The sequence below is a fragment of the Nocardia pseudovaccinii NBRC 100343 genome, assembly GCF_001613225.1.
Taxonomy (GTDB): Bacteria; Actinomycetota; Actinomycetes; order Mycobacteriales; family Mycobacteriaceae; genus Nocardia; species Nocardia pseudovaccinii.
On record NZ_BDBY01000094.1, the window covers coordinates 26,924 to 33,011 of the forward strand.

6 protein-coding genes are annotated in these 6,088 nt (G+C 66.2%); 2 read left to right on the forward strand and 4 right to left on the reverse strand.

Annotated features, from left to right (window positions below; genetic code table 11):
- Positions 1–11: 11 nt before the first annotated feature.
- From NP3_RS10225 to NP3_RS10240, 4 genes are all read right to left on the reverse strand, one after another.
- Positions 12–245 (reverse strand): hypothetical protein, encoded by a 234-nt coding sequence (locus NP3_RS10225; RefSeq protein WP_063040053.1) that lies wholly within the window; start codon positions 243–245, stop codon positions 12–14.
- 732 nt (positions 246–977) lie between these two features.
- Complete coding sequence (locus NP3_RS10230) at positions 978–2,696, reverse strand: CocE/NonD family hydrolase (RefSeq protein ID WP_063040055.1); 1,719 nt, start codon at positions 2,694–2,696, stop codon at positions 978–980.
- 276 nt (positions 2,697–2,972) lie between these two features.
- Positions 2,973–3,590: a TetR/AcrR family transcriptional regulator gene (locus NP3_RS10235; protein WP_063824732.1), complete on the reverse strand. Its 618-nt coding sequence runs from the start codon at positions 3,588–3,590 to the stop codon at positions 2,973–2,975.
- A 163-nt stretch (positions 3,591–3,753) separates the two neighbouring features.
- Positions 3,754–4,482 (reverse strand): IclR family transcriptional regulator, encoded by a 729-nt coding sequence (locus NP3_RS10240; RefSeq protein WP_063040069.1) that lies wholly within the window; start codon positions 4,480–4,482, stop codon positions 3,754–3,756.
- 236 nt (positions 4,483–4,718) lie between these two features.
- On the opposite strand from NP3_RS10240, the gene NP3_RS10245 reads away from it, so the two are divergent.
- Both NP3_RS10245 and NP3_RS10250 read left to right on the forward strand, forming a co-directional pair.
- Complete coding sequence (locus tag NP3_RS10245) at positions 4,719–5,609, forward strand: fumarylacetoacetate hydrolase family protein (protein WP_063040059.1); 891 nt, start codon at positions 4,719–4,721, stop codon at positions 5,607–5,609.
- Positions 5,606–6,088: IclR family transcriptional regulator (locus NP3_RS10250; protein WP_157124235.1), on the forward strand; the 483-nt coding region annotated here is incomplete at its 3' end. The genes NP3_RS10245 and NP3_RS10250, both read left to right, overlap by 4 nt.

The following is a 6,088-nucleotide window of genomic DNA, read 5'->3' on the forward strand; positions in this document are numbered from 1 at the left end:
GGTGTGGTCGGTCAGGCCTCGAAGTCGGCGCTTTGCTCGTCCATCAGGACCTTGCCGTCATGGCGGACCGTTCTGATCCGAACGCTGCCGTCGTGGAATTCGTGCCGAATCCGGCGGCAGCCACAGTCGTAAGTCATATCGTCGATGACCAAGCCCGCGTCGTCGTCTTCGCGGTGGCGAGCCCCGCCCCTCAGTTTCCCGCACGGGGCGCGTTCCTTGCTGAACTGCTCGGTGGCGCTGAGCATTTCCACCTCCCGGCAACCCGGTGGCACACCTGATTGACAGGTGCAGGCACATAAGTTTACGCGCATTGCGCGGAGGCCGCAGGAGGCATTTCTGCCCGGCGGACGCAGCCGTCCGCCGGGTCAGTCGAATATCTTTGCGCGACAAGACTATTCAGTCTTGCCATGCCCGCCAACGAGGTAGCACGCCGTGAGCTTCAGATCGAGTTCGGTGCCAGGCTGAGCCGATCGCAGGTTTGCTGAGAGTGGGCCGAATACTGAGCACCGAGGAGCCGCGGCGGCACAGTCGGCCCCCGACCTCGATTCCTCATCGAGGGACTCGCTGCCGCCTCGGGTATCGAAGCACCATTGCGAGTACCGGAAGGTGCCGTCGCATCAGTCGTATTTGTTCATCGCCAGAGCCGCTGACAAGGCATGGGCTGCAATGCTTCGCGCATATCCTGATCTATTTGAATTGTTGCCAGTCCCAATTCATACACTGCCTGCGCGAAAGTGTGCGCTGCGATGGAGTCGGCGCGGTAATGCATCGGCGGCCAACCCGGGAATCGGACTGTGACATGGCATTGCATTACTTCGGTCCTACGGTGCGGTCAGGTGCGGAACTCTCCGTACTGCCATGCTCGAGAAACCGGCACTTCCTCTGTCGCACACTGATACCCGGCCGTTGGCGGTGGCACAGCCTTGTCGCACGATTGTTTCCAGAACCAGGCGGCGCCGACCGCTTATACGTCCCGTTCATTCGCCGTCCAGGATCGGAAGAAGCAGGCGCGAGCTGGAGTGCACCGTGTTGACGCCCGCCACGCCGACGGGGGCGTGACTGAACAGCAGCATGGGCCGGAAGTCCTTGCGATTGTCGTCGCTGGTGAGGATCAGCCGGATGCGGTGCCCGCGCTGGAACCGGCGGGCGTTGGCAACCAGCGGGATGCGGTAGTCGACCGGCTCGCCCGGAGGGATAGGGATCCGCGCCCGCGCCGGAAGGACGGGACGGCCGGTCACACTCGCGCCCTCGTCGACGTTGCGCATGCCAGCGCGAAGCCAGCCCTGGGTGATGTCGGTGGCCTCGCCGTCCGGGCCGACGTCCTGCAGGAGCAGGATCCATGCCGTGTCGGTCGCGCTGCTGGTGGCGGTGAGCCGTAGTTCGGGGTGGCCGACCATATCGATGTCGCCGGGAAGGGGGTCGCTGGTCCAACTCAGCTGTGCGGGCATCGCGTTCGCGCCGTCGGTGGCGTAGCAGCGCTCGCCCGGCCGCTCGCCTGCCGTAAGGGAGCCGTCGGCGTTGAGGGCGAGGGCGGTGTGGGTGGCTGGCGGGGGCCAGGAATCGGCGGTGCGCCACTGTTCGGCCCCGGGCAGCCAGTAGCGGATGGCAGGGCCTTCGAGAATGCCGGTGTCTCGTCCCTTGAGCCAGTGGTCGAACCAGGCGAGGGCCTCGATGTGCATGCTTTCCCATGGCCAGGGCAGGCTGTAGTCCCCGAGCATGGCCATGCGCACGCGCGGGTTGTGGGCGAGTGCGTCCCAGGCTTCGAAAAGGCCGGTCAGATGGAGGGGGACGTTGGACCACTCGCCGCCGAGGTAGACGGGTATGTCGACATCGGCGAGCAGTCCGGTCACGTCACGCTCGTCCCACCATGCATCGCGGGTCGGGTGATCGGTGGCCACCGCCTCGAGCAGGCCGTTCCATGGGTGGCCGGCATGGCGGAAGCGGCTGACCTGCACGAGGCGACGGTGTACCTGAACGGCGTCGCTCCGGCTGAACTGCCGGTGGATGGCGGGGATGGCGAGGAATCGGCGCAGTAGGCGGGACAAGCCATTGCGGTAGAGGCGGTCGCCGTGGGCGGACAGTACACCCAGCGCATGGATCCAGGGGGTGATGAAGGCCTCGCTCAACAGGCCGTTGTGATAGGCGGCTTCCCGGACCTGGACGGTGACGTTGAAGGGGAACAGGGCCTCGAGGTGTGGCGGACGCTGGGTGGCTGCCTCCAACTGGCTCATGGCGTAGTAGCTGATGCCGATCATGCCTACCCTCCCGTCGCACCAGGGCTGCCCGGCGACCCACTCGACCAGGTCGAACAGGTCCTTGCGCTCCTGGTCGTCGAAGAAGGTGTAGACGCCGCCGGAGCCGACCGTGCCGCGGAGGTTGGCGATGACATGGGCGTAGCCGCGCGGCACCCAGAAGTCGCTGGTGCCGGCCTCGATGATGGCCGCGGGGGCGCCCAGGTCCTGGAGCTGGCGGGGGTAGGGGGCCGCCGCGATCAGGGCGGGGAACCTGCCCTCCGCGTCGGGCCGGTGAATGTCGGCCAGGAGCTGGGTGTCGTCGCGGACCGGGACGCGCACATTGTCCTCGCGGGTCGTCCGATAGCGGGCCGGGGACAGGTTGCGGTACTGCCGACCGGTGGTCTGCGGTCCGTTGAGCCGACGCTGACCGGGCTCTACTCCAGCGGCCTTGATTCGGGTCATTGCACCTTCATTTCCACGTGTACAGAAATTAACTGCCCTCACCGTACGCGCACCGGCTCGTTGCGGACAAGAGTAATTTCTATATGCCGTGAAAATACGACTCGGGGCGGTATGCCCCCGCCGCACGCGCCGGGGCCGCGAATGCCCGAGGGGAGCCGGGCCCGATGCATCGTCCTCGCACGTCATCCCATGGAGCGGGCAGAATTTGAGGCACCGGCGACCGTCGGTCCGCTTTGCAAATAGGCGGCGGCGATCCGCCCCGGCAGTCGGGTGCGGTCAGGCGTTCCCTGGGATGTCTCCGCCCATGGCGCCCGTGAGGTAGTGCTGCACAGTCGGTGCGATCAGGCGGATGACCTGCTCCGAGGAGATGTCGGCGATGCGGTCGATCGCCCAGACGTACCGCGTCATCGCCAGACCCACGATCTGCGTGGAGACCAGATTTGCGCGCAGTTCGGCCTCGTCGCGGGGAAGGCTCGCCGACACGACCTGCAGGACGAGCGCGGAGAAGACGGAGCGGAGGCGTTCCATGGCGAAGGGCTCGTGACTCGCCGCGAGGATGATCGAGCGCAGGACCTCCGAGGTGGCCGGGTCGTCCCACATGCGCACCGCCGCCTCTACGAAGGCACGCCCGCGCTCCTCCATCGGCATTTGGGCGGCCTCGGCAATGGCCTCGCCGAAGGCGGCCGGTGGCTCCAGCGCCGCCTTCAGGAGTCCCGTCTTGTTGGAAAAGTAGTAGTTCACCAAGGTGGGATCCACATCGGCGGCCTGAGCTACCGATCGCAATGAGGTCCCGGCATAGCCCCGCTCGGCGAAGGACTTGCGGGCCGCCGTCAGGATGCGGTCCGCCTGCGCGCCACGTTCCCCACGCGGACCTCTTCCTGCTCGTGCCGCCATGCTCCCCTGTCCCCCTTCTGCCCTTCCATAGGCGCGCGTGATTGCCCGCTGATGCCGCTTCAGCACCTGCTGAAACATTTTCAGCATACCGTGAAATTGCAACCAGCTGGGACGCAAGCAAGACCTGCTGATATGGATGAGCTGTCGCCGAACGGCGACGATGTCAATCCCGCTTCCGGAGTGCATCGCGCCGCGCCAGGGTCGCCGCGATGCCGTCCGCGGCGGCGCGCACCGACGCCGCGTGCCGCCGCGGGCGGAAACGGGTTACCGGACCGGTGACACTGACCGCCGCGAGCACCCGCTCATCGGCGTCGAGCACAGGCGCGGCGACGCACACAATTCCTATCGCGGACTCCTCGAACTCGAAGGCAACCCCGCTCTCGACCACGTTGTCGAGCTGTTTGCGGAGCGTCCCTCGTGCGGTGATCGTCCGCGGCGCAAGTCGCGGCAGCGGTTGCGCAAGGACCGCCTGCCGCACGTCCGCGGGAGCATGGGCCAGCAGCGCCTTGCCGATGGCGGTGGCGTGCAAGGGCATCCTGCCGCCCAGTTGCGAAGGCGAGCGCACCTGCCGGTGGCCGCCTATCTTCGCGACGTACACCACCTCGCGACTCTCCAGGAGCCCCAGGTGCACCAACTCATGAGTGCGTTCGTAGAGGTCCTCCAGGAAAGGGGTGGCCACCTCGATCAGGCCGCGCTCGACCGAGGCCCGCATACCGAGCTCGAAAAGGTGACCGCCCAGATGATAGGCACCGCCGACCCGATCCAGTAGGCGTGCCGACTCGAGATCGCCCAATATGCGGTGCAGCGTCGCCTTCGGCAGCAGCGTACGCCGTTGCAACTCGGCGAAACCGACTCCGTGATCCTCTACAGCGAACGCATGCAGCACTGACATCACCTTGCCCAGCACTGTGTCCGGATCCGGCTCGGCACGCCTTGCGGAATCAGGCACTTCATGCCCCTCGATCAGCAGGCCACAGGCCACCAGTATCTCAGTCACGCCTTCCTTCGAGGTTGGCCTGGCCAGCAAATTTCGGCCTCCGGAATAGCGGGGCCGCCGAGCGAGCGTGCTTGACAACCACCGCGAAAGTGTGTGCACTTTAGGGAGTTCATCGATTCTTAAGGGGTTTCATGTCGTCGCAGCGTTGGTGTCTCGTCCAATTCGTCGAGAACAACCGGGCCGAGCCGAGCATCGGCGTGCTCGCGGACGGCAAAGTCGGTCGAGCGCCGCAGTCGCTGTCGGGTCGCACCCTCCTGGAAGTCTTCGACCGGTGGGAGGAGTTCACGCCACTACTCCAGAATCTCCGGCTCTCGGCACTCGAGGTCGTGCCCGACGCCGACCTGGTCGCCCCCCTCACCTACCCCCGCAAGATCCTCTGCGCCGGGGCGAACTACTACGGACACGCGCAGGAGATGGGCACACAGCGCCCGGACCCGGACGGCGAGCCGTTCTTCTTCCTCAAACCACCGACAACGACAGTGGTGAGCGCGCACGACGACGTGCGGCTGCCGGATGACGCAGACGTGGACTGGGAGGCCGAGCTGGCCGTCGTCATCGGCACGGGCGGGCGCGATATCGACGAGCGAACAGCCCTCGAGCACGTCGCGGGCTACACCGTCGCCAACGACCTGTCCGCACGCGGACGGTTTCCGAGGAAGGATGCGGTCCTTCCGCCATTCGGCTGGGACTGGTTCCAGCACAAGGCATTCGACGGATCGTGCCCGCTGGGCCCGGGAATCGTCCCCAGCTGGCAGATCGACGACCCGCATGACCTCACACTTCGGCTGACCGTCAACGGGGAGATCAAACAGGAAGCATCCACCGCCGACATGGTGATCACGGTGCCACGGCTGATCGCCGCCGCGAGCCGCGTTCTGACACTCGAGCCAGGTGACGTCATCCTGACCGGAACACCGGCCGGGGTGGGCATGCCGCACCAGACCTTCCTGCACGTCGGCGACCTGGTCGTCACCGAGATCGACGGGATCGGCCGACTGGAGAACAGAATGGTGGCGTCATGACCACGGCGACAATGCCGTCGCACGAGTCGGTCTCCTCAGCCGAGAACGTCCTCACACTCCTCATTGCCCTCCGCGAGAACGGCCGGATGCGAGTGGCCGAGGCCGCCGAACTGCTGTCGGTGACGCCCCCTACCGCACACCGGCTGTTATCCACCCTCAAGCGACACGACTTCGCTGAACAGGACCGGAAACGCGTCTACCTGCCGGGACCTCGGCTGGCGCAGTTGCCGTCGGGCGCCGAGCCGCCGCACGACCTGGGCGTCCTGTCCCACGCCTATTTGGCTGCGCTATCGCGCAAGGTAGGCAACACAGCTTTTCTGGTGACGTTGCAGGGCAACGGCTGCCGCTTCATCGACGGCGTGGAGAGCAACCGCGCGCTCCGAGTCGGCAGTCGGGTCGGACTCCTCCTCCCCGCGCACACCACGTCGGGTGGCAAGGTACTTCTGGCCCAGCTTCCGGACACCGAACTGGTCGCGCTA

What these genes read in the sequence shown, in the direction of transcription:
- NP3_RS10245 (WP_063040059.1), top strand. Translation starts at nt 4,719, where the DNA reads ATGTCGTCGCAGCGTTGGTGTCTCGTCCAATTCGTCGAGAACAACCGG.
- NP3_RS10240 (WP_063040069.1), bottom strand. Translation starts at nt 4,482, where the DNA reads ATGTCAGTGCTGCATGCGTTCGCTGTAGAGGATCACGGAGTCGGTTTC.
- NP3_RS10230 (WP_063040055.1), bottom strand. Translation starts at nt 2,696, where the DNA reads ATGACCCGAATCAAGGCCGCTGGAGTAGAGCCCGGTCAGCGTCGGCTC.
- NP3_RS10225 (WP_063040053.1), bottom strand. Translation starts at nt 245, where the DNA reads ATGCTCAGCGCCACCGAGCAGTTCAGCAAGGAACGCGCCCCGTGCGGG.
- NP3_RS10235 (WP_063824732.1), bottom strand. Translation starts at nt 3,590, where the DNA reads ATGGCGGCACGAGCAGGAAGAGGTCCGCGTGGGGAACGTGGCGCGCAG.